The following is a 20340-nucleotide window of genomic DNA, read 5'->3' as shown; positions in this document are numbered from 1 at the left end:
CACTAGATGCTGCCGGGTACCACGTAGAAGAGCACGGCAAAGAAGTGCAGAATGCTGCCGGCCAGCACGAATAGGTGCCAGACTACATGGTGGTAGGCCAGCCGCTTCCAGACATAGAAAACAACGCCCAGCGAGTAACTCAGTCCACCTGCGAGCAGCAGTATCAAGCCACCGATATCCACGGCTGACAGCAGGGGATTGATGGCGATCACCACCAGCCAGCCCAGCCCCAGATAAAGGGCGATGGAGAGCCGTTTGTATCGGCGCTTAGTCGCCAGTTCCAGAATGATGCCGAGAATGGCGATTCCCCAAACCAGTCCGAACAGGGTCCAGCCCCAGCCGCCCCGAAGATTCACTAGGGTGAAGGGGGTATAGGTGCCGGCGATCAGCAGAAAGATTGCGGCATGGTCGATCTGCTGCAATATCTGTTTTGCCCGCGGATTCGGGATGCCATGGTAGAGGGTGGAGGAGGTATAGAGCAGGATCAGGGTGACACCGTAGATGGCACAGCTGGTGATATGCCAGGCATTGCCGTAGAGGCTGGCAAAGGCCATCAATACTACCAGTCCTCCAATGCTCAACAGAATGCCGATGCCGTGGGTGATGGCGTGGGCAATCTCCTCGCCCAGGCTGTATTGAGCAGTGGTCAATGATTGTTGCATGGCTGAGGCCTTGGATGCCCAGGAAGAGCTTTAATCATGATTCCGTGTTATGGGGCTGTCAAGCTGACGTCAGCAGAAGATGCGGATAAAAAATGGGTTGTGTGAGAGTTGGATGAGATCTTCATTGTGGCAGCGTGAGCGACCTCGACAGCCACAGGAATGATCACTGATTTTAACATGTCCTATTCATAATAGAGAGTTGGCGGGGGAGGGGCTGTCTCGGTCACCCCGTCCGCCGCCTCAGACAGCAGATTCAGCATTGCATGGGCTGCGTTGGAAAGGGTTCGCCCCGAATGGCTGACGACACCCAATGAACGGGTAAGCGATATACCTTTCACCTCCAGTTCCACCAGTTCGTCATCGAGCATGGTTGCCGGTAGCAGGCTCCAGCCAAGACCGATAGAGGTCATCATCTTGAGGGTCTCCAGGTAATCCGTGGCCATATTGCATTGAACATCCAGTTCAAGAGGCGACAGTATTTGTTCAAGCAGTGTCCGCGTATAGGTACCTTTGGTTGGTAGTACCGCGGGCTGGGTGAGTAGCGATTCAGGGGAGAGTGGTCCCTGTGTTGACAGGTTGTGGTCCCTGCTTGCGACGAAGGAGAGGGGGTCATTCCACAGCAGGATCTGCTCCAGCTGTGGAAATGGGGCCAGCGGCAGGGTAACCACGCCCATTTCCAGTTCTCCGTGGGCCACCGCCTGGCAGGCCTTTTCCGACTCCATGAAACGGATGTCCAGCTCCACGTCAGGATAACGGTCGACATAGCGCCGCAGTATCGGCGGCATGCGGTGCAGGCCGATGTGATGGCTGGTGGCCATGCTCAGGGTGCCGCTGGTCTGATCACTCAGATGGGAGAGTTCGCGGCGGATGTCGGCCAGCTCCTCCAGCACCTGTTCGGCCCGCGGTAGCAGACGACGGCCCGCCTCGGTGAGCAGGATCTGGCGGCCGATCCGGTCGAACAGGGGGGTGCTCAGCTCTGCCTCCAGCCCGGCGATGCGCTTACTCACCGCTGGCTGGGTGAGGAAGAGCCGTTCCGCTGCTGCGGAGAAGGAGGCGGAATGGGCGACCTGAGTGAAGACACGTAGACTAGTGAAGTCCATAATCTATTCCCAATCGGAATGAAATAAATAAACAATATGAATTTGTATTATAGGATGCCCCGGCCTAATCTGGCACGCGTACTCAAGAGGAACAGGCGATGAGCACAAAGACACTCTACGATAAACTCTGGGATTCCCATGTGGTGCGCTACGACGAGGATGGCACCGCACTACTCTATATCGACCGCCAGCTGGTGCATGAGGTGACCTCACCTCAGGCCTTTGAAGGTCTGCGCATGGCCGGGCGCAAACCCTGGCGGGTGGAGGCCAATCTGGCCACGCCAGATCACAACGTGCCGACCACTGATCGTCATAAAGGGATTACGGATGCCGTTGCCCGCACCCAGGTGGAGACGCTGGACCGGAACTGCGCCGAGTTCGGCATCACCGAGTTCAAGATGGACGACATCCGCCAGGGTATCGTCCATGTGGTCGGGCCGGAGCAGGGGGCGACGCTGCCGGGCATGACCGTGGTTTGTGGCGACTCCCATACTTCCACCCACGGTGCCTTTGGCGCGCTGGCCCACGGTATCGGCACCTCTGAGGTGGAACACGTGCTCGCCACCCAGTGCCTGATCCAGAAGAAGTCGAAATCGATGCTGGTAATCGTTGATGGCCAGGTGGGAGCTAGCGTCACCGCCAAGGATATCGTGCTGGCGATCATTGCCGAGATCGGCACCGCTGGCGGCACTGGCTACGCCATCGAGTTCTCCGGTCAGGCGATCCGTGATCTCTCCGTGGAAGGCCGCATGACGGTCTGCAACATGGCGATCGAGGCGGGCGCCCGCGCCGGTTTCGTGGCGGTGGATGAGAAGACTATCGACTACGTGAAGGGCCGTCCCTACGCCCCCAAGGGCGATGATTGGGAGAAGGCGGTCGCCTATTGGCAGACCCTGCACAGTGATGACGGTGCCGAGTTTGATGAGGTGGTGCACATCGATGCGGCCTCGATTCGTCCGCAGGTGACTTGGGGCACCTCGCCGGAGATGGTGGTGGCGGTGAATGCCAGGGTGCCCAATCCCGCTGATGAGTCGGACGAGGTGAAGGCCGGCGGCATGCGTCGGGCGCTGGAGTATATGGGGTTGGAGGCGGATACCCCAATCACAGAGATCGCCATCGACAAGGCTTTCATCGGCTCCTGTACCAACTCACGGATCGAGGATCTGCGTGCTGCTGCCGCCATCGCCAAGGGGCGCAAGGTGGCCGACAGTGTCAAGCTGGCGCTGGTGGTGCCGGGCTCTGGGCTGGTCAAGCAGCAGGCCGAGGCGGAGGGGCTCGACAAGATATTCATCGAGGCGGGCTTCGAGTGGCGCGAGCCGGGTTGCTCCATGTGCCTGGCGATGAACGCCGATCGGTTGGAGGAGGGCGAGCGTTGCGCCTCCACCTCGAACCGTAACTTCGAGGGACGTCAGGGCACGGGCGGGCGCACCCACCTGGTCAGCCCTGAGATGGCGGCGGCGGCGGCGATCGCTGGCCATTTCATCGATGTGCGGGATCTCTAGCCCCATCTAGGTCCGGCTTCAGCTGGACAGATTGAGGATTGTGCAATGAAAAAATTCAAAATATTTACCGGCATTGTTTGCCCCATGGACCGTTCCAATGTGGACACTGATGCGATTATCCCGAAGCAGTTTCTGAAGTCGATCAAACGCACCGGCTTCGGCCCTAATCTGTTCGACGAGTGGCGCTACCTCGACCACGGTGAGCCGGGCATGGATTGCAGCCAGCGCCCGCTCAATCCGCAGTTCGAGCTCAATGACCCGCGCTATGCGGGGGCGAGCATCCTGCTGGCGCGCAAGAACTTTGGTTGCGGCTCCTCCCGCGAGCACGCCCCCTGGGCACTGGAGGATTACGGCTTCCGCGTCATCATCGCCCCGAGCTTTGCTGATATCTTCTTCAACAATTGCTTCAAGAACGGCATCCTGCCCATCGTTTTGTCAGATGAAACGATGGATGAGCTGTTTGCTGCCGCAAAGGGTGAGACGGCGGCGCAGATCAGCGTCGACCTGCGGGCCCAGGAGCTGAAGATGGCGGATGGCAAGGCTATACCTTTCGAGGTCGACGAGTTCCGCAAACACTGCCTGCTCAACGGCCTCGATGATATCGGCCTGACCCTGCAGCATGTGGATGAGATTAAGGCCTACGAGGAACGTCACCGCCAGCAAGCGCCCTGGTTATTTTAAATTCCTCTAACGCGAAGATCGCAATGCAAAGACGCAAAGCTCGCAAAGATTTGAGTTGAGGCTTCAGCTCTGACTATTCAAAAAGGCCATTGCGTGCTTTGCGCTTCACTGTGAACTTTGCGTTATAAAAAATGTAATTAGGATTGAATATGAGCAAAAAGATTTTGATTCTGCCGGGTGACGGCATTGGCCCCGAGATCGTCACTGAGGCAGTCAAGGTGTTGGCGACTCTGCGCGATGAGCAGGGTCTCGACATCGAGATGGACGAGGCACTGGTGGGTGGTGCGGCTATCGACGCCACTGGCGGCCCGTTGCCCGACGCCACTCTGGACCTGGCGAAAGAGGCGGATGCGATCCTGCTGGGTGCGGTGGGTGGCCACAAGTGGGAGTCGCTGGATATCTCTATCCGCCCGGAGAAGGGACTGCTGGGACTGCGTTCCGAACTGAACCTGTTCGCCAATCTGCGTCCGGCGATCCTCTACCCGCAGTTGGCGGATGCCTCTACGTTGAAACCCGAGGTGGTCTCCGGGCTCGATATCATGATCGTGCGTGAGTTGACCGGCGGCATCTACTTCGGCCAGCCGCGTGGTGTGCGTGAGCTGGATAACGGCGAGCGTCAAGGCTACAACACCCTGGTCTACAGTGAGTCCGAGGTGGATCGCATCGCCCGCGTCGCCTTCGACATCGCCATGAAGCGCGGCAAGCGGCTCTGCTCGGTGGATAAAGCCAATGTGCTTGAGTGCACCGAGATGTGGCGTGAGGTTGTCACCAAGGTGGCCGAGGAGCACCCGGAGGTGGAGCTGAGTCACATGTACGTCGATAATGCTGCGATGCAGCTGGTGAAGTGGCCCAAGCAGTTCGATGTGATGGTTACCACCAACATGTTTGGTGATATTCTGTCCGATTGTGCGGCGATGCTGACCGGCTCCATCGGCATGCTGCCGTCGGCCTCGCTGGACGAGAATAGTAAGGGCATGTACGAGCCGATTCATGGCTCCGCGCCGGACATCGCCGGGCAGGGCGTGGCCAACCCGCTGGCGACTATTCTCTCGGTAGCGATGATGCTGCGCTACAGTCTGGACAAACCGGCGATGGCTGAGCGTATCGAGGCGGCGGTCAACAAGGTCCTGGATGATGGCCTGCGCACCCCGGACATCATGTCCGACGGCATGACCGAGGTCAGCTGCGAAGGCATGGGCGATGCCATAGTAGCGGTTTTGTAACTGGTTTAACCACAAAGGGCACAAAGACCACGAAGAGGTAATCGGCCTTTGGCGTGCTTTGTGTCCTTCGTGTTCTTAGTGGTAAAAAATTCTTAGGTCAAGACGATGAAACGAGTCGGATTTGTAGGTTGGCGCGGCATGGTGGGCTCGGTCCTGATGGGCCGCATGCTGGAAGAGGGTGATTTTGCCGATATCGATGAGCCGGTCTTCTTCACCACCTCCCAGGTGGGACAGGCGGGTCCGGATATCGGCCGCGAGATCCCCCTGCTGAAGGATGCCACCGACATCGACGAGCTGAAGGCGATGGATGTGATCGTCACCTGCCAGGGCGGTGGTTATACTAACGAGGTATTCCCCAAGCTGCGTGAGGCGGGTTGGGAGGGCTACTGGATTGATGCGGCCTCCAGCCTGCGCATGAAGGAGCACTCGATCATCGTGCTTGACCCGGTCAATGACAAGGTGATCCGAGACGGCCTGGCGAAGGGTGCCAAAGACTACATCGGCGGCAACTGCACCGTCAGCCTGATGCTGATGGCGATGGGCGGTCTGTTCCGCGAGGATCTGGTGGAGTGGGTCACTGCGATGACCTACCAGGCCGCCTCTGGCGCCGGTGCACGCAACATGCGCGAGCTGATTAGTCAGATGGGCAGCATCGAGGATGCGGTAGCTCCGCAGCTGGCCGATCCTGCCTCGGCAATCCTGGATATCGACCGAACTGTCGTCGAGGCCATGCGCGCCGATGCATTTCCCACCGATAATTTCGGTGTGCCGCTGGCCGGCAGTCTGATCCCCTGGATCGATGTGGCGCTGGAGAACGGCCAGAGCAAGGAGGAGTGGAAGGCATTTGCCGAGACCAACAAGATCCTCGGTCGCTCCGAAAATCCGGTAGCTATCGACGGTACCTGTGTGCGCATCGGTGCCATGCGCTGTCACAGCCAGGCCCTGACCGTGAGGCTGCGCAAGGATGTGCCGATGGATGAGATTGAGTCGATACTCGCCTCCGCCAACGACTGGGTGAAGGTGATTCCCAACCAGCGGGATATTACCGTGCAGGAGCTGAGTCCGACCCAGGTTACCGGGACCCTCGTGGTACCGGTGGGGCGTCTGCGCAAGATGAACTTGGGCAGTGAATATCTCAACGCCTTCACCGTCGGCGACCAGCTGTTGTGGGGTGCTGCGGAGCCGCTGCGACGCATGCTGCGGATCCTTCTGGAAGATTGATCGACGCAATGGCCCAGGCGCTGGGCGCTATTCAGAGCCCCGTTGGAGATAGATTCAACGGGGTTTTCTTTTTCATTATGAGGTGATGGTTTGCAGGAGAGATCGGTTGATATTGCTATCGTGGGGGCGGCCGGGTTGGTGGCGGAAGCGCTGCTGGCCGCCATCGATGCACATCCCCGGCTGAGCGGCAGTGTTGTGCTGCTGGGTGGTCCGGATGAGGTGGGCAGAGGCATCGAATTTGGCAGTCGGGAGTTGGAGATTGCCGACCTGGAGCTGCACAGCTTCGATGCAACCCCGATCGTTATCTCCACCGGCGAGTCGGATGTAGCGCCGGATTGGGTGGAGCGGGCTCAGGATGCGCGTTGTATCGTGCTGGATATCGGCTCGCATCTGTGCCCGGAGTCTGACCTGGTTCCGGTGGTTGGGGCAGTGAACCCGGAGGCGCTGGAGCCTGTGTTATCGGGTGGAGTGGTGCCGTTACCAGGAAGCGTCGCGACTCAGTTGCTGACGGTGATCAAGCCACTCATCGAAACGCTCGGGGTGGAGCGGGTCTCGCTGTTTGTTGCCCAGGCGGTATCGGAGTTGGGACGCAGCGGGGTGGAAGAGGTGGTGCGGCAGACCTCGCTGCTGCTCAATGGCAAGCCAGTCGCACCGCTGCTGTTTCCTCGCCAGATTGCGTTTAACCTGATCCCACAGGTTGGCGAGTGTTTGTCGGGTGGGATGAGTAAGATGGAGACCGATCTGCTGGATGTCTGTCAGCTTGTCCTGGGGCGATCTTGTCCGTCAATCAGTGTTAGCTCTGCTTGGGTGCCAGTCTTTTTCGGCCACTCGATGGCGCTGCACTGCACGGCCTCTCAACCTGTGGCTCAGCAGGTGATCGAGAGCTGTCTGGAGCAGGCGGATGGCATTGAATTGATCGATGTTGATAGTCAGGGGCCCTCTCCGGTTGGTGATGCCTCTGGTGGTGTGTCTGTGCTGGTCGGCCGGTTCGTGTGTAGAACAGAGAATCCAACTGAATTCTCACTTTGGGCAGTTGCCGACAACCTGCGTTCCGGTATTGCGGCGAATGTCTTGAAGATTCTAGAGATTTTGGTAAAAGGCCACTTGTAAGCTATAGTTAGGCCAGATTTATTACCCTTATTCTTGATGGAGATTCGGAACAGATGTCTATATGTTCCGACGGTTTTTTGTATGCGGAAACGTCCAATCTGCCCGTGGGTTGCGTTCGCTTTGGCGAGGAGGAAGCATGATTCGTAAGCTGTCCCTGGCAGTGGCCATTGCGGCGGCGCTATCGCCGTTTGTGGCCAACGCTCTCGGGCTTGGAGAGATCCAGACCAAGTCAGTACTTAATCAGGAATTTAAAGCTGATATAGAACTGCTCTCTATCGACAAGGGTGAAATCCAGGGAGTCAAGGTTGAACTTGGGTCAGCTAAGGATTTCGAACGGGCTGGTATCGAGCGTTCGCTCATGTTGTCGGGGCTCAGGTTCGAGCCTGTCATCCTGTCTGATGGTCGGGCGGTTATTCGTGTCACCAGCGGCGCTCCTGTCCGTGAGCCTTTTTTGAATTTTCTCGTGGAAGTGAACTGGCCGAAAGGTCGTCTAATCAGGGAGTACACTGTGCTCCTGGACCCGCCTGTCACATTGAAACGCAAACCCACACCGGTGGCAGCGCCTACAGTCACCCGCCGTTTGCCGGTCCAGCCTGCCAGTGCGGCTGGCGAGGGCGCTCGTCAGGTGGTCGAAGAGGGGGCTAGGGAGTATGGCCCGATCGCGCGGAATGATTATCTGTGGCGCATCGCCAGCAAGATGCGCCGTTCGGGGGAAACCACCGAACAGGTAATGATGGCGTTGCTGCGCTACAACCCCAATGCCTTTATCGGCAACAATGTCAATCGGCTGAAAGCGGGCAAGATTTTACGGCTGCCGGCAGATGCGAATGTACAGGCTCTGTCACACCGCGAGGCCCGTGAAGAGTTTCTTGCTCAGACATCCGCTTGGCGGGCGAAAAGTGCAAAGGCAAAGTCGGCTGCGGCTGATGTCGCCTCGACCTCCGAAGGTGCTGCACAGGAAATCGCCTCGACCGCGGCAAAACCCAAGCCCAAGCAGGATCGCATCAAGCTGATCTCCGCCAAGCCTGATGCCCAGGAAGCGGTCGATCGTGAAGGTAAAGCGGCGGCTGCAAAAAAGATAGATGAGCTGCAGAAGCAGGTTCTGCTGATGCGTGAAACCAATGAGAGTACGCGTCAGGAAGGCGAGGAGATGCGTGCCCGGATTCACGAGTTGGAGTCGCAGCTCGTTGATATTCAGCGCTTGTTGACACTCAAGAGCGATCAACTGGCACAGCTGCAGTTGGCTCAGCAGGAGGCTGCAGAAGAGGCTCGAAGAGCTGCGGAGGCAGCTCGTGAGAAGGCCGAAGCTCTCGCGGCGGCAGTGTCTGAACCTGAAGCAGTGAAGCCCGCCGTTTCGGCACCTGAGTCGGCTATGCCAGAGGTTGCTCAGCCTGAAGTGGTGGCGATTCCACCAGGAACGCACATCGAAGAGGTAGACATCGAGGCCTCAATCGAAGCAGCGATGAAAGATGCAGTGGCAACCACGCCCGCTGCTGAAGTGGTTCCACCGCAAACGGTAATGCCAGAGACAATCGCACCGGCAGAAATGGAATCGACGGTGGTGGTAGAGCCGCAAGCTCCTGTAGAGGAGAGTAAGCCGCAAGCAGTGTCGGAAGTGGCGGTAGCGCCAGAAGCGACCGCAGAGCCGGAAAAGCCTGAAACAAAAGGCCTGATCGAGGTGATGGGTGGCAATACCACTGTCGTTGCCGGTCTGGTTGGCGGTGTCGCCGTGTTGCTGCTTGGTGTGATGGCACTGGCGATGCGCCGTCGAAAGGAGGCGGAAGCCGAGTTCGAAGAGAGCATCCTGATCGTGCCGGAGGCCGATGCTAGTTCACCGTCAGCTGCCGAGATGGGGGATGGGCCGGTCAATGAGCCGACCGATGAAACCTCCTTCATGAGCGACTTCACGCCCAGCGATATCGATGCTCTGCAGGATGAGACTGGTGAGGTCGATCCGATCTCTGAGGCTGATGTCTATATCGCCTATGGTCGTTACCAACAGGCGGAAGAACTTATCAAGCAGGCAATTGAGAAGTCTCCCGAGCGTCTTGAGCTGAAAGAGAAACTGCTTGAGATCCACTACTCAGCAAAAGACACCGCAGCGTTTAATGAAGCCGCAGTTGCAATGCACCAGGAAGGTATAGCCGAGAGCGACAGCGATTCATGGAAAAAGATCGCCCGTATGGGGCGAGAGCTGGATCCCGAGAATGTACTCTATGAGTCGGCGCTAGACAGTGATGAGGAGGTCTCTGGCGGTGATGACATGGATGATCTGGGGCTGGAGTTGGAGAGTGGTTTTACTGACTCCTCACGGCTTGAGAGCACTCCATCGGCGATAATCAGCAGTGACCGGCCGGCTCCGGATGGAGAGACCGAGATCGATCTCGATAGTATGGAGATTGGTGAGCTCAAAGATTTTTCTGAGACCATCTCCATTGACTCAGAGGCTCTTGGTGCCAGTGAGATGGCAGCACCGGAGGAGGTCTCCAGGGAAGAGGTCGCCCCTCAAACTGTCACAGAGTCCCAGGCGTTAGGTTCGGTGCCGGGGCTTGATGTTGCTGAGGCGGATTCGAGTCTGGCCCGCGAACTGGAAGCGGCGGTGGAAGAGATGCAGGCAGAGTCGGTTGTGGGCCTGGCGGTTGACACCGAAACGCTCGATATCGATCTGGATACCCTTGACCTGGATGAGCTGGATGCCGACGATAGCACCCAGATCGAATTGCCCCATGATCTGTCTGACCAGCTGAACAAGCTGGATCAGATGGGGGGCGCTGGTGATGATACGAGCGAACTGAGTAATCTTGATCTGAGTGCTGCTATGACGGACTCGGCAGGCACAGGGGATTCACTTACTCTCGGTGATGATTCAGAGTCGCTTGATGATCTGGATCTGGCCAGCCTGGAGCGGGAGCTCGAGTCGCTCTCTGATGATCTGGATAACGAGGAGAATGGCAGCGAGAGCTTTGAATCAAGCAGTGCCTTTGGCGAGACAGACGACAGCATCGCGCCGATCTCCTTGACCTTCGATGAAGGGATCGAGTTGGGTGGTGAAGATGAGGTTAACACCAAGATGGACTTGGCCCGTGCCTATCTCGATATGGGTGACGAAGAGGGTGCAAAGAATCTTCTCGACGAAGTGATTGCAGAGGGTTCATCCGTACAAAAGCAGGCGGCGCAATCGCTGCTGGGACAGCTCTCTTAAGCCTGATACTTTAACGACAATGATCGATTACAGGGCGCACACTGTGCGCCCTTTTTGTTGCGGCATAGACAAGATGAAAATCGCACTGGGAGTTGAGTATGACGGCAGCGGTTTCAACGGCTGGCAGAAGCAGAGTCACGCGCGCAGTGTGCAAGAGGATCTGGAAGCGGCGCTGTCACGCGTTGCCGATCAACCGGTGCGAGTGCATTGCGCAGGACGCACCGATACCGGCGTGCATGGTACCGGTCAGGTAGTCCATTTTGAGACCACGGCAGAACGGCCGCCTCGCGCCTGGGTGCTGGGCAGCAACGTCAACCTGCCTAATGATGTGAGTGTCAGCTGGGCGCGGCAGGTGGCAGACGATTTCCATGCACGTTTTTCGGCAACCGGGCGACACTATCGCTACCTTATCCTCAATCGGGGTACCCGTTCCGCACTTTGGCGCAATCGGGCGACCTGGCACCATCATCCGCTGGATGAGCATCGCATGCACCAGGCGGCACAGGCATTGGTGGGCACCCACGACTTCTCCTCCTATCGCGCCCTGGGGTGTCAGGCAAAGCATCCGGTGCGAACCATTCATCGTCTCGATGTGAGCCGGCAGGGGGAGATGATCGCCATTGAGGTTCACGCCAATGCTTTTTTGCATCATATGGTGCGCAACCTCGCTGGAGTGTTGATGGCGATTGGTCAGGGTAAGCAGGAGGTCTCCTGGGCGGAGGAGATCCTGCAGTTACGCGACAGACGCAAGGGTGGTGTGACGGCGCCGCCCCATGGACTCTACCTGACCAAGGTGGACTATCCGGAAGAATTCCAGTTGCCGGATAGGCGCTGACGTGGCGCGCTGCGGCGCTATCCTGTATCTTCTGCCCCCTTATGAGAACACGGGTCAAAATTTGCGGCATCACCCGGACTGAAGACGCGTTGGCGGCGGTGCAAAGTGGCGCCGATGCGATCGGCTTGGTCTTCTATCCGCCAAGCCCGCGGGCGGTGGCACTGGATCAGGCAAGCCAGATCGTGGCGCAGTTGCCACCCTTTGTCAGCGTGGTTGGTCTGTTTGTCGATGAGTCAGCTGAGCGGATCGCAGAGATCCTTGCCCGGGTTCCACTCGGCCTGTTGCAGTTTCATGGCAACGAGACACCGGCCCAGTGCGCGGGGCATGGTAGGCCCTGGATCAAAGCGATCCGTATGCGTGATGGAGTGGATCTGCTGGCCGAGGCTGAGCGGTTTGCGGATGCTGCCGGTCTGTTGCTCGACAGCTACCAGCCTGGCAAGCCCGGCGGCACCGGCAGCACCTTTAGCTGGGATCGGATTCCAACGGAACTGGCACCAAACATCATCCTTGCGGGCGGCCTAGATCCGTTCAATGTAGAGTCTGCAGTACGCCAGGTGCGTCCCTATGCGGTGGACGTCAGTGGTGGCGTTGAGCAGACCAAAGGCATCAAAGATGCCGACAAGATTGCAGCCTTCATCGAGGGAGTAAAACGTGGCGACGACTGCTGAAAAGATTATCGGAACACTGCCGGACGAGCGCGGCCACTTTGGCCCCTACGGCGGCCTGTTTGTGGCGGAAACTCTGATGGAGCCGCTGCAGGAACTGCGCCTCGCCTACGAGCGCTACATGCAGGACCCTGATTTCATCAAAGAGCTGGACGCGGATCTGGCTAACTATGTCGGCCGTCCTTCACCGCTCTACCATGCCGAGCGCCTCTCCCGTGAGCTGGGTGGCGCGCAGATCTACCTCAAGCGCGAGGATCTGAATCACACCGGCGCCCACAAGATCAACAACACCATTGGTCAGGCGCTGCTCGCCAAACGCATGGGCAAGACCCGCATCATCGCCGAGACCGGCGCTGGCCAGCACGGTGTGGCAACTGCCACCGTGGCTGCGCGGCTGGGCCTGGAGTGCGTGATCTACATGGGCGCGGTGGATGTGGTGCGGCAGGAGGCAAACGTCTACCGCATGAAGCTGCTGGGTGCCGAGGTGCGGGCCGTCGAATCGGGTTCCAAGACCCTGAAAGATGCCCTCAACGAGGCGATGCGTGACTGGGTTACCAACATTGATGACACCTTCTACATCATCGGCACCGTGGCCGGCCCCCACCCCTATCCGGCGATGGTGCGCGATTTTCAGACCGTGATTGGCCGCGAAGCCCGCGAGCAGATTCAGGCACAGGCTGGCCGCCTGCCCGATGCGCTGGTGGCTTGTGTTGGCGGTGGCTCCAACGCGATCGGCCTGTTTTATCCCTTCCTCGACGATGCTGAGGTAGCGATCTACGGTGTCGAGGCGGCGGGCGACGGTCTTGAGACCGGTCATCACGCCGCGCCGCTCTGTGCCGGCCAGCCCGGCGTGCTGCATGGCAATCGTACCTATCTGATGGAAGACAAGGATGGCCAGATCATCGAGACCCACTCGATCTCCGCCGGCCTGGACTACCCGGGGGTCGGACCCGAGCACGCTTGGCTGAAGGACGGCGGCCGCGCCCAGTATGTGGCGATCAGCGATGACGAAGCGCTGGCGGCATTCCATCAGCTGACCAGGGTGGAGGGCATCATCCCGGCGCTGGAGTCGAGCCATGCGCTTGCCTATGCTGCCAAGCTGGCGCCGACCATGCGGCGGGATCAGATCATCCTGGTTAATCTCTCCGGACGGGGTGACAAGGACATGCATACCGTGGCGGCACGGGAGGGGATCGTGATATGAGTCGCATCGAGACAAGATTTCAGCAGCTGCGCGAGGCGGGCAGGAAGGCGTTGATCCCCTTCATCACCGCTGGCGATCCCGGTCCTGGCGTCACCGTGCCGCTGATGCACGAGCTGGTGCGCAGCGGTGCTAGCCTGGTCGAGCTGGGTGTGCCTTTCTCCGATCCCATGGCTGACGGGCCGGTGATCCAGCGTGCCAGCGAGCGGGCACTGGCGCACCAGGTCAGCTTGCACGACGTGCTCGACATGGTGGCGGAATTTCGCCAGCAGGATCAGCAGACCCCGGTGGTGCTGATGGGCTATCTCAATCCGATCGAGATCATGGGCTATGCCGCGTTCGCAGAGGCCGCCGCCAAGGCCGGTGTGGACGGGGCACTGGTGGTCGATATCCCGCCGGAGGAGGGCGAGGAGCTGCTGCAGGCGCTGCGCCAACAACAGCTTGACCAGATCTATCTGCTCGCCCCCACCAGCACTGCCGAGCGGATCAGTAAGGTCACTGCTGCCGCGAGTGGCTTTGTCTACTATGTCGCGATCAAGGGTGTCACCGGCGCCAGTCACCTCGATCTTGATTCGGTGGCCGAGAAGATCGGAGAGATTCGCGCCGCCACCGATCTGCCGGTCGGTGTCGGTTTTGGCATCAAGGATGCCGAGACCGCTGCCGCCATGTCGCGGATTGCCGATGCGGTGGTGGTTGGCAGTGCGCTAGTATCACGGGTCGAGGCGCTGGCCGACACCCCCAAAGCGATCGCACCGGCGCTGGGCAGCCTGCTAAGCGAGATGCGCGCGGCGATGGACCGGGCCTGATCCGTTCATCATCCACTGACTTTCTGATATCTATTATGTAGACTCTGCGTCATGAGCTGGTTTGAGAAATTAATGCCGAGCCGCATCCGTACCGATGGCGGCAACAAGCGGGCGGTACCCGAAGGTTTGTGGACCAAGTGCCCAGGGTGTAACGCGATCCTCTATCGTGCCGAGATGGAACGCAATCTGGATGTCTGTCCCAAGTGCAACCACCATAATCGGATTGGTGCGCGGCGGCGTCTCGACACCTTCCTTGACGAGGCGCCGAGGGAAGAGATCGCGGCCAACCTGGAGTCGTTAGATCCGCTGAAGTTCAAGGACAGCAAGAAGTACAAAGATCGCATCGTGCAGGCACAGAAGAACTCCGGCGAGAAGGATGCGATGCTGGTGATGCGCGGTCAGCTGAAGGGGGTCGATCTGGTCGTCGCCGCCTTTGAGTTCAGCTTCATGGGCGGCTCGATGGGCTCGGTGGTGGGGGAGAAGTTCGCCCGTGCCGTGAGTGTGGCGCTGGAGCGCAACATCCCCCTGGTCTGCTTCTCCGCTAGCGGCGGTGCGCGCATGCAGGAGTCGCTCTTTTCCCTGATGCAGATGGCCAAGACCAGTGCCGCCCTGGAGCGGTTGCAGAAGCGTGGCCTGCCCTTCATCTCGGTAATGACTGATCCCACCATGGGTGGTGTCTCTGCCAGTCTGGCGATGCTGGGTGATGTCAATGTCGCCGAGCCCAACGCTCTGATCGGCTTTGCCGGTCCCCGGGTGATCGAGCAGACGGTGCGCGAGACCCTCCCTGAAGGGTTCCAGCGCAGTGAGTTCCTGCTGGATAAGGGCGCCATCGACATGATCGTCGACCGGCGTGACATGCGTGACCGCATCGCCGATCTGCTGAGTATCTTTACCCACGCCACCCGCCCCTGAGCCCACGGCTACGCCATGCGTTTCACCTCCCTGGCCGAGTGGCTGGCGTGGCAGGCGTCGCTCCACCCCGAGTCGATCGAACTGGGTCTGGAGCGGGTCGCCTCGGTGTGGCGGCGAATGCGGCCGACGGGGCTGCAGAGCACCGTTATCACGGTTGCCGGCACCAACGGCAAGGGCTCCTGTGTTGCGCTGCTGGAGTCGATCTACCGCAGTGCCGGTTACACCACTGGTAGCTACACTTCTCCCCACCTGATTTGCTACAACGAGCGGGTGCGCCTGAATGGTGCGCCGATGAGCGATCAGCGTCTCTGTCAGGCGTTCGAGCGGGTCGATCAGGCAAGGCAGGGGATCTCCCTGACCTACTTTGAATTCGGCACCCTGGCGGCGCTGGAGATCTTTGCCGAGTTGCAGCCACAGGTGGTGATCCTCGAGGTGGGGCTGGGTGGACGGCTGGACGCGGTCAATATCATCGATCCCGATCTGGCCCTGATCACCACAGTGGATATCGACCATACTGCTTGGTTGGGAGAAGAGCGGGAGCAGATCGGCCGGGAGAAGGCGGGCATCATGCGAGCGGGAATCCCGGTGGTGCTGGCGGATGCCGATATGCCGGCGTCCGTTGTGCAACATGGTGAAGCGTTGGGGGCACGGCTGTTCCAGCTGGGCAGCGCGTTTCGCGCCAGCCCATGTGGGCAGGGCTGGGACTGGTTTGGACTGGATCAGGTTGAGCGGGATCTGCCCTTGCCTGCCCTTACCGGAGCGTTTCAGCGTTCCAATGCGGCGGCTGTGATCAGTGCAGTCAAGCTGCTGGAGGCACGCCTTCCGGTGGGCCGCTCGGCGCTGGAGGCGGGGCTGAGCGGGGTGCGGTTGCAGGGGCGGATGCAGCTAGTGGCTGGCTCGCCGCCAGTGCTGCTCGATGTGGCGCATAATCTCCAGGCTGCGGCCGCGCTGAAGCAGCATATCGAGGCGCTGGGCATCAAGGGTGAGGTGCGGGCGGTGTTTGGCATGCTCGCCGACAAGGATGCGGCAGGCGTGATCGCGCTGCTGCAGCCGCTGGTCGATCGCTGGTGCATTGTGGCGACGGATGAGTCTGGGCGGGCACGTCAGACCGGGGAGCTTGGGGCCCTGTTCCGGCGCTCGGCAGTCGAGTCGTTGGTCGAACCCCACGAAAGCATTGTAGCTGCCCTGCAAGCGGCCAGTGCGGGCCTGGGGGCAGATGATCTGGTGGTGGTGTTCGGCTCGTTTCAGATCGTTGGCGACGCGTTGCACAGATTGGGCCAGGAGTGACAGAAGCGCCTGGCTTTGTTGATATACTTCGACAGGTCTGACGACAAAAGGGCGGATAAAGATTTTGCGCGAGCGGCTGAAACAGAGACTGGTGGGTGGCGCCGTACTGGTCTCACTGGTGGTGATCTTTGTGCCGATGCTGCTGGAGCAGCCGATCGATACCGAGCGAGTGTTTCAGGGGGATCGGATACCGCCGCGTCCTCCGGAGCCGGTGATGCGCCATGAGAACGGTGATATTCTGCCAGGTCTGATGCCGCCGGAGGATCGCTCGCCCGAGGTTGGCGGGGCGCCTGCCGTGGTCGATGATCCTGCATCTGAACCTTTAGTTTACAAACAAGAAGGACGAATCGAAAGAGCGGTCCCGAGCGCCTGGATGATCCAGGTGGCCAGCTTTCGCAAGCGCGCCAATGCGGAGGCGCTGGTGTCACGATTGCGCAAGGCTGATCTGCCGGGCAGCCTGAAAAAAGCTACAGTAGATGGGAAGAGGGTCTATCGGGTGCAGGTCGGTCCGGAGGTCGACAAAAAGCTTGCGGAGCAGATGGCCGCGAAGATCAAAAAAAGATTCAAACTGAGGGTGTCGCTGCGCCGCTACAGCGGAGGGTGATCCGGGCAGAACGGAACAACTATGGATATCTCCATCTCATTGCAACGGGTGTTTGGTTCGCTTCTCGATCAGCGACAGGTGCCCGCCTGGCTCGCCCCGCTGATGAAACAGGTCTTGCCAAAGGCAGCGGTGGTCGTCCTTGTGCTGTTGATCTCCGAATTGGCAGCGCGCATCACCTGGTCGCTGATCCCGGAGCCCGCCACACAGACAATCACGCTGCAGACCCAGCAGAGCGCGGCCCCTGAAAAAGAGGCGCTGGATATCGCCAAGGAGGCACGGCGCCTCGCCTCCCTGCATCTGTTTGGCCGCCCGGGGGTGATCAAGAGCAACTCCGCTAAGGTGATCCAGAAGAGTGCACCGGAGACCCGCCTGAATCTGACCCTGCATGGAGTATTTGTCGATGACAACCCGGAGAAGGGGGCGGCGATCATCGGCAAGGCTGGCTCGAAGCAGGATCACTATAAGGTTGGGGCCAATATCAAAGGCGTGGGGGGTGTGAAACTTCAGGCGGTCTACAACGACCGGGTGGTGCTGTTGCGAAACGGCCAGTCAGAAGTGCTGCGATTCCCCAAGACGAAGGGGGGTGGCATCTCCACCCGGGGTAAGCGTTCCCGCCCCTCCGGGAGCACCGGCAACACCGCTGCCAACACCTCACTGCGCAGCTACAAGGACCTGTTTCAGAAAGAGCCGCTGAAGATTATGCAGCACCTGCGCTTTGTCCCGGTGCGCTCGGGGAAAAAATTGAAGGGTTACCGGCTGCTGCCGCAGAAGGACAGGAAGCTCTACAATCGTCTCGGCGTTCGCCCATCCGATCTGGTGACAGCGGTAAACGGGATCCCGCTGGATGATGAGAGGCAGGCCTTCAAGCTGCTTGATACCCTGAAAAAGGCGGAGCAGCTTGAAGTCACCATCCTACGTCAGGGCAATGTGCAGTCTCTTAGCTTCAGCCTGAAATAGTTTCGTCGCGTTACATGCTCGGTGTGGCCGGTGGGGTTGGGGAGAGCGGGATCAGACCCACCTCATCACCATCCTCTAGCAGTGTGAAGGACTCCGCGAACTGTTTATTGACGGTTGGGCGGATCGATTCCATCTCAAGCATGTCCGCCCGGTCGGGACGGCGCCGGCGCAGCAGCGTCAGCAGTGTTTCGATATTGCTGACCGAGGCGGGAAGAATCATCTCTTCGCTCTGTTTTCCCAGCTTCTGCACCAGCCAGGAGAAATAGTAGATGGTGATGCGCCGGTCGGTTTCCACTTCGGATGCGCCGCGCTGATAGCCGATCGCCTCAAGCCGCTGCAGGTATGCCTGCCACTTCGTCTCCCATTGCTGCCCCAACTCGTAGAGGGTCTCCCAGGAGTAGATGCCTGTGTCGTGGCCGTCATCGAAGATCAGACGGATTGCATATTGCCCCTGGGGCTCGATGCGCTTGATGTTGACTGATTCTTTACCCGTTACCGGTTCACTGCTCGCTTTCACCTCCGCCGCAGGGGAGAAGACCCGCAGATATTCGCTGGGGTAATCAAAACTGGCTCCATCGGAGAAACTGATAGTCAGCTTGCGTGACTTCTGGTGCAGATTGATCTCCAAGGGGATCGGGGTCTCGTTACTCATTTCATCAACCTGATCGATAGCGGCCAAGGCGCGGGATGGTGACACAGAATGTCGGCAGGGTTCAACCGGCGGTGGAAGGAAAGGTTTCCGGCTCAGGTGCCCTGGATGCGGTCGAAATAGCGCGCGCGATAGAGCAGCCGTTGGGATTTGTCCTTGTTGAAGGCGCTGCGAGTGTGCAGGACGTTGTTGCTCAGCAGTCCCTGGCCAGCATCCAGCTTGCCGCGGAAGTGCCAGGGTGAGGGAGCATTTAGCAGCGCTTTGAGATAGTTGACGGCTTCTGCCAGCAGCGGATCTGCCCGCCACTCGATGCTGCGTGAGCGATCGGTATAGCGCATGTGTAGATGGCCGTCTGGGGCGATCGAAAAGACCGGGCCGCTGCGTGCCGGACGCAGAATCTCGCCGTCGACTTGGTTGGCGGGGATGGTCATGGCTTGCGGGTGCATCAGGGCCTGGATGTAGGCGGGTTGGTAATCCCGGATCTGCAGGTAGACGATCTCGTGATCGAGCAGCGCGTTTTCCCCTCCCTTTGCAGCCGGCTCGACACAGTGCAGCAGCAGACCGTGGATCTGCTCCTTTGGTTGGTTGTAGTAGCCGTCGGTGTGCCAGGCGATAGGACGGTTGCTGTAGGGGATGTATCCTCGGTGCAGCGCATCAGGCTGGACGGTGAGTGAGGTGATGGCGTCATTGTCGGCACACATGTTGTGATCGAGACGGTGCAGGCCAAATCGCTCGCCCAGCTGGCGGATGGTGTTCTTGTCTGAATCGTGTCCTGAGAGTCCAGCCCAGATCACCATGTTACTTTTGCGACAGCAGGTCATCAGGGCGTCGTATTCGCTCTGGCGCAGATCGCGGGGATTGCCGATCTCCACGATCAGTTGGTCCAGGCTGGTTGGATAGTCTGTCAGCTTCTGCTCACGCCAGCGTTTGTAGGCCTCGTTGTTGGCGAGGTCGAAGGGATTCCGTTGCTTTGTCATGATCCGCAAATTGTCGCAGATATCGGTTACTGTTGTTATGATCAGCAACCTGTTGTCCAGCCGCTTTTCAGAGGTAGTGGGTCCGATGATAAACCAAATCGCCAAACGTCCGCGTCTCCCCAAGCCGCTTGCCCTGCCCGGTCGGCTGATTCCGGAGCGCCTGCACAGCCTGATCCTGAGCCGGCTGCTGAATCGTCTGCTGGTTATCGAGCGTGAGGAGGGGGAACTTGACTTTCTCGAGGGGCGCAGTGTGAGGATCAAGGTGTGCGATGCAGGCATTAGCTACCTGCTCTCACTGGAAGAGGGGATGATCAGAGAGTTGTCAGTGAAGGATGAGGCGGACCTGACCGTCAGCGGCACCGCCTACGATTTTCTGCTGTTGCTCTCCGGCCGTGAGGATCCGGATACCCTGTTTTTTCAGCGCCATCTGCAGATGGTGGGCGATACTGATCTGGGCGTGCACCTGAAAAACATGCTGGCCGCTCTGGACCCTGACTCTTTGCCGCTGCCGGGTAGCTTTCAGCCCATGCTGCAGCGTTGTCTCAGCGCTTATGAGCGTTTTGCCTGATCTATCTTCCTGTCGGCTGCCGTAGCGGCCTCGTTGCCTGGCGGGGTGGCGTGATCCTCCTCCCAAAATCGCTGAACTCAAGGCGATATGCAGGCTATCTGACAGGAAAATGTGACTTCGTCACTTAAGCCCCCTGCCTTTGCCACCGATACTTCGAGTGTCATTTTTATAGGCCATC

19 protein-coding genes are annotated in these 20340 nt (G+C 59.3%); 15 read left to right on the top strand and 4 right to left on the bottom strand.

Annotated features, from left to right (window positions below):
* Positions 1-2: 2 nt before the first annotated feature.
* Together trhA and L0Y14_RS10415 are read right to left on the bottom strand one after the other, a co-directional pair.
* Positions 3-662: a PAQR family membrane homeostasis protein TrhA gene (gene trhA, locus L0Y14_RS10420; RefSeq protein WP_005961308.1), complete on the bottom strand. Its 660-nt coding sequence runs from the start codon at positions 660-662 to the stop codon at positions 3-5.
* A gap of 182 nt (positions 663-844) precedes the next feature.
* Positions 845-1762, bottom strand: a complete 918-nt coding sequence (locus L0Y14_RS10415; RefSeq protein WP_005961309.1) for a LysR family transcriptional regulator — start codon at positions 1760-1762, stop codon at positions 845-847.
* 98 nt (positions 1763-1860) lie between these two features.
* On the opposite strand from L0Y14_RS10415, the gene leuC reads away from it, so the two are divergent.
* The 14 genes from leuC to gspC all read left to right on the top strand — a co-directional run bounded on the left by leuC (position 1861) and on the right by gspC (position 17968).
* Complete coding sequence (gene leuC, locus L0Y14_RS10410; protein WP_005961310.1) at positions 1861-3264, top strand: 3-isopropylmalate dehydratase large subunit; 1404 nt, start codon at positions 1861-1863, stop codon at positions 3262-3264.
* A gap of 45 nt (positions 3265-3309) precedes the next feature.
* Positions 3310-3945, top strand: coding sequence for a 3-isopropylmalate dehydratase small subunit (gene leuD, locus L0Y14_RS10405; RefSeq protein ID WP_006475035.1), 636 nt, complete (start codon positions 3310-3312; stop codon positions 3943-3945).
* A 149-nt stretch (positions 3946-4094) separates the two neighbouring features.
* Positions 4095-5168 carry a 3-isopropylmalate dehydrogenase gene (leuB, locus tag L0Y14_RS10400; protein ID WP_006475034.1) on the top strand — a complete coding sequence of 358 codons (1074 nt, stop codon included), beginning with the start codon at positions 4095-4097 and terminating at the stop codon, positions 5166-5168.
* A gap of 105 nt (positions 5169-5273) precedes the next feature.
* A complete protein-coding gene (gene asd, locus L0Y14_RS10395; protein ID WP_040819686.1) occupies positions 5274-6389 on the top strand; it encodes an aspartate-semialdehyde dehydrogenase in 1116 nt (371 codons plus the stop codon).
* A 90-nt stretch (positions 6390-6479) separates the two neighbouring features.
* The gene (locus tag L0Y14_RS10390; RefSeq protein WP_138921867.1) at positions 6480-7499 is read left to right on the top strand and encodes an Asd/ArgC dimerization domain-containing protein; all 1020 of its coding nucleotides are present in this window, start codon (positions 6480-6482) and stop codon (positions 7497-7499) included.
* A gap of 136 nt (positions 7500-7635) precedes the next feature.
* Positions 7636-10701, top strand: coding sequence for a FimV/HubP family polar landmark protein (locus L0Y14_RS10385; RefSeq protein ID WP_251859188.1), 3066 nt, complete (start codon positions 7636-7638; stop codon positions 10699-10701).
* Positions 10702-10774: 73 nt separating this feature from the next.
* Complete coding sequence (truA, locus tag L0Y14_RS10380) at positions 10775-11536, top strand: tRNA pseudouridine(38-40) synthase TruA (protein ID WP_006475029.1); 762 nt, start codon at positions 10775-10777, stop codon at positions 11534-11536.
* A gap of 41 nt (positions 11537-11577) precedes the next feature.
* Entirely contained in the window at positions 11578-12204 is a 627-nt protein-coding gene (locus L0Y14_RS10375; RefSeq protein ID WP_005965836.1) for a phosphoribosylanthranilate isomerase, read from the top strand.
* Complete coding sequence (gene trpB / locus L0Y14_RS10370; protein ID WP_005965838.1) at positions 12188-13405, top strand: tryptophan synthase subunit beta; 1218 nt, start codon at positions 12188-12190, stop codon at positions 13403-13405. The genes L0Y14_RS10375 and trpB overlap by 17 nt, the downstream gene beginning before the upstream one ends.
* Positions 13402-14208 carry a tryptophan synthase subunit alpha gene (trpA, locus tag L0Y14_RS10365; protein WP_005965841.1) on the top strand — a complete coding sequence of 269 codons (807 nt, stop codon included), beginning with the start codon at positions 13402-13404 and terminating at the stop codon, positions 14206-14208. Before trpB ends, trpA begins: the two co-directional genes overlap by 4 nt.
* A 51-nt stretch (positions 14209-14259) precedes the next feature.
* Positions 14260-15120, top strand: a complete 861-nt coding sequence (gene accD / locus L0Y14_RS10360) for an acetyl-CoA carboxylase, carboxyltransferase subunit beta (RefSeq protein ID WP_005965843.1) — start codon at positions 14260-14262, stop codon at positions 15118-15120.
* A gap of 15 nt (positions 15121-15135) precedes the next feature.
* Positions 15136-16407, top strand: a complete 1272-nt coding sequence (gene folC / locus L0Y14_RS10355) for a bifunctional tetrahydrofolate synthase/dihydrofolate synthase (protein ID WP_006475027.1) — start codon at positions 15136-15138, stop codon at positions 16405-16407.
* A gap of 64 nt (positions 16408-16471) precedes the next feature.
* Entirely contained in the window at positions 16472-17011 is a 540-nt protein-coding gene (locus L0Y14_RS10350) for an SPOR domain-containing protein (RefSeq protein ID WP_005965847.1), read from the top strand.
* Positions 17012-17032: 21 nt separating this feature from the next.
* Positions 17033-17968, top strand: coding sequence for a type II secretion system protein GspC (gene gspC, locus L0Y14_RS10345; RefSeq protein WP_005965849.1), 936 nt, complete (start codon positions 17033-17035; stop codon positions 17966-17968).
* A 10-nt stretch (positions 17969-17978) separates the two neighbouring features.
* On the opposite strand, the gene L0Y14_RS10340 is transcribed toward gspC, so the two are convergent.
* Together L0Y14_RS10340 and L0Y14_RS10335 are read right to left on the bottom strand one after the other, a co-directional pair.
* A complete protein-coding gene (locus tag L0Y14_RS10340; RefSeq protein ID WP_006475026.1) occupies positions 17979-18620 on the bottom strand; it encodes a gamma-butyrobetaine hydroxylase-like domain-containing protein in 642 nt (213 codons plus the stop codon).
* A 92-nt stretch (positions 18621-18712) separates the two neighbouring features.
* Positions 18713-19594, bottom strand: a complete 882-nt coding sequence (locus tag L0Y14_RS10335; protein ID WP_039960557.1) for a TauD/TfdA family dioxygenase — start codon at positions 19592-19594, stop codon at positions 18713-18715.
* An 85-nt stretch (positions 19595-19679) separates the two neighbouring features.
* On the opposite strand from L0Y14_RS10335, the gene ubiT reads away from it, so the two are divergent.
* The gene (ubiT, locus tag L0Y14_RS10330) at positions 19680-20162 is read left to right on the top strand and encodes a ubiquinone anaerobic biosynthesis accessory factor UbiT (protein WP_006475024.1); all 483 of its coding nucleotides are present in this window, start codon (positions 19680-19682) and stop codon (positions 20160-20162) included.
* Positions 20163-20340: the final 178 nt, after the last annotated feature.

It is taken from the genome of Candidatus Endoriftia persephonae (assembly GCF_023733635.1).
GTDB classification, from domain to species: domain Bacteria; phylum Pseudomonadota; class Gammaproteobacteria; order Chromatiales; family Chromatiaceae; genus Endoriftia; species Endoriftia persephonae.
Note: the sequence above shows the minus strand (reverse complement) of the source record. Positions and strands in the feature narration are given on the sequence as shown.

Coding starts and splice junctions, on each gene's coding strand:
- trhA (WP_005961308.1), bottom strand. CDS start 662: ATGCAACAATCATTGACCACTGCTCAATACAGCCTGGGCGAGGAGATT.
- L0Y14_RS10415 (WP_005961309.1), bottom strand. CDS start 1,762: ATGGACTTCACTAGTCTACGTGTCTTCACTCAGGTCGCCCATTCCGCC.
- leuC (WP_005961310.1), top strand. CDS start 1,861: ATGAGCACAAAGACACTCTACGATAAACTCTGGGATTCCCATGTGGTG.
- leuD (WP_006475035.1), top strand. CDS start 3,310: ATGAAAAAATTCAAAATATTTACCGGCATTGTTTGCCCCATGGACCGT.
- leuB (WP_006475034.1), top strand. CDS start 4,095: ATGAGCAAAAAGATTTTGATTCTGCCGGGTGACGGCATTGGCCCCGAG.
- asd (WP_040819686.1), top strand. CDS start 5,274: ATGAAACGAGTCGGATTTGTAGGTTGGCGCGGCATGGTGGGCTCGGTC.
- L0Y14_RS10385 (WP_251859188.1), top strand. CDS start 7,636: ATGATTCGTAAGCTGTCCCTGGCAGTGGCCATTGCGGCGGCGCTATCG.
- truA (WP_006475029.1), top strand. CDS start 10,775: ATGAAAATCGCACTGGGAGTTGAGTATGACGGCAGCGGTTTCAACGGC.
- L0Y14_RS10375 (WP_005965836.1), top strand. CDS start 11,578: ATGAGAACACGGGTCAAAATTTGCGGCATCACCCGGACTGAAGACGCG.
- trpA (WP_005965841.1), top strand. CDS start 13,402: ATGAGTCGCATCGAGACAAGATTTCAGCAGCTGCGCGAGGCGGGCAGG.
- accD (WP_005965843.1), top strand. CDS start 14,260: ATGAGCTGGTTTGAGAAATTAATGCCGAGCCGCATCCGTACCGATGGC.
- folC (WP_006475027.1), top strand. CDS start 15,136: ATGCGTTTCACCTCCCTGGCCGAGTGGCTGGCGTGGCAGGCGTCGCTC.
- gspC (WP_005965849.1), top strand. CDS start 17,033: ATGGATATCTCCATCTCATTGCAACGGGTGTTTGGTTCGCTTCTCGAT.
- L0Y14_RS10340 (WP_006475026.1), bottom strand. CDS start 18,620: ATGAGTAACGAGACCCCGATCCCCTTGGAGATCAATCTGCACCAGAAG.
- L0Y14_RS10335 (WP_039960557.1), bottom strand. CDS start 19,594: ATGACAAAGCAACGGAATCCCTTCGACCTCGCCAACAACGAGGCCTAC.
- ubiT (WP_006475024.1), top strand. CDS start 19,680: ATGATAAACCAAATCGCCAAACGTCCGCGTCTCCCCAAGCCGCTTGCC.